This window comes from bacterium (assembly GCA_037131655.1).
Classification (GTDB): Bacteria; Armatimonadota; Fimbriimonadia; order Fimbriimonadales; family JBAXQP01; genus JBAXQP01.
Genome location: JBAXQP010000435.1, coordinates 1 through 1,816, shown reverse-complemented (window position 1 = coordinate 1,816; position 1,816 = coordinate 1). Strand labels below are relative to the sequence as shown.

General features: G+C 46.0%; 3 protein-coding genes. All 3 read right to left on the bottom strand.

The window, feature by feature from the left end; all coding sequences use genetic code 11:
• A partial coding sequence (gene gcvPB / locus WCO51_13355; protein ID MEI6514240.1) for an aminomethyl-transferring glycine dehydrogenase subunit GcvPB occupies positions 1 to 879 on the bottom strand: 879 nt, incomplete at its 3' end.
• Complete coding sequence (locus WCO51_13350) at positions 873 to 1,181, bottom strand: YciI family protein (protein MEI6514239.1); 309 nt, start codon at positions 1,179 to 1,181, stop codon at positions 873 to 875. The genes WCO51_13350 and gcvPB, both read right to left, overlap by 7 nt.
• Positions 1,178 to 1,816 (bottom strand): glycine dehydrogenase (locus tag WCO51_13345; protein MEI6514238.1); only part of this gene is annotated, 639 nt, incomplete at its 5' end. The genes WCO51_13345 and WCO51_13350, both read right to left, overlap by 4 nt.

The following is a 1,816-nucleotide window of genomic DNA, read 5'->3' as shown; positions in this document are numbered from 1 at the left end:
GGGCATGGGTAAAAAAGGCTCAAGTCGTGGGCCAACGGCTACGGGACCTGAGCCCGGCCCACCGCCACCATGAGGGGTTGCAAATGTTTTATGTAAATTCAAATGCATGACGTCAAATCCCATATCACCGGGTCTGACTTTGCCGATGATGGCGTTTAGGTTTGCTCCATCATAATAAAGCAGGCCGCCAGCTTGATGAATAATGTCAGCAGTTTCTTTGATTTGACGCATAAACAATCCCAGTGTTGAGGGATTTGTGAGCATGATGCCGGCTGTTTTAGGTCCCACTTTGCTTTGAAGATCTTCTAAATCAAGATCACCGTCTGGAAGGGTTGCTAAATTAACGACTTTATAACCACAGATAATGGCTGACGCAGGGTTAGTGCCATGGGCTGCATCAGGAATCAGTATTTCGTCGCGAAGCCTATCACCTCTGGAATGGTGATAGGCTTTGATCATGGCCACGCCTGCAAATTCGCCTTGTGAGCCCGCCATCGGTGTGAGGGATACGCCCGTCATACCAGTGATTTCCTTGAGATACTCCTGTAGTTCGAATAGGGCTTGTAAGGTGCCCTGACTGTATGGGCTTGGGGTTAAAGGATGGCGTTGGGTAAATCCTGATAAGGATGCGGCCTTATGAACACCGCGAGGATTGTATTTCATGGTACAAGAACCCAAAGGATAAAAATGCGTATCAATAGAATAATTTTTTTGTGATAGGCGGGTATAGTGTCTAACGACTTGTAGCTCTGAACAAGTGGGTAATCTTGGGGGAGTGGTGCGTATAAAGGCTTTTGGAACGTGGTAATGGCTCTGTATAGGTCCTGGACCTTGAGCGCTTGCTTGTCGGTGAGGTTTTGATTGTTCAAAAATCACCATACTTGGCCCTCGGAGGAAGTGATCAAGGTTTTGATTTCATCGCGATGTTTGACAGGGGTGAACTCGATGAATTCGTAGGTTGCAATCTCTGCTAAATAATAGGGGTCTTCTTTGAAAATGGTTTCTAACTGCGCTTTGTCCTGCGTTAGGGCGATGATAATGCCACCTGTGCGAGGTTTGGTGGGCCCCGAGGCTAATAATAATCCTTGCTTGTAGTAATAGTCCAAAAACTCACGATGAGCTTGTAGATATTTATCGACCTCAGCAATAGGTGCAATGTAGGTTAAGTGCACAATTATCATGGCTTTCCTTGGCTATTTAGAAACAATCGCAGCGTGGATGCATAGTGATGAATATCTGCTTCGCTGCGTTTTTCAGTCGCACATACCAGAATTGTATTGTGCAAGTTTGGATAATGTTCGTCAACAGGGTAACCACCGGAAATACCATTTTGATGGAGTACTTCTAGTATTTTTTTCACAGGGTGTTTGAAACGCAATAGTGCCTCATGAAAATACGGTGCAGAGAAGACCAATTCTACGCCCTCAATTTGGCATAATGCCTCGACTAATTGATGGGTATTGTGATGACAATGTTGGGCTACTTGCAACAGTCCTTCAGGCCCTAATAAACTCATGTAAATGGTTGCAGCAGTAACGAGCAAGCCTTGATTGGTACAAATGTTAGAGGTGGCCTTGCCGCGACGGATATGTTGCTCTCGCGCTTGTAATGTCAGGGCAAACCCTGTTTTACCTTCTTTATCAACCGTTTGTCCAATAAGTCTACCTGGCAACTGGCGAACATATTCTAAACGCGTACTAAAAAAACCAAAGTAAGGTCCACCAGAGGCCATGGGGGCGCCTAATGGTTGCCCTTCGCCACAAGCGATATCAACCCCAAACTGACCCCAAAGACCAGGTGGCTTTAAGAGGGCTAG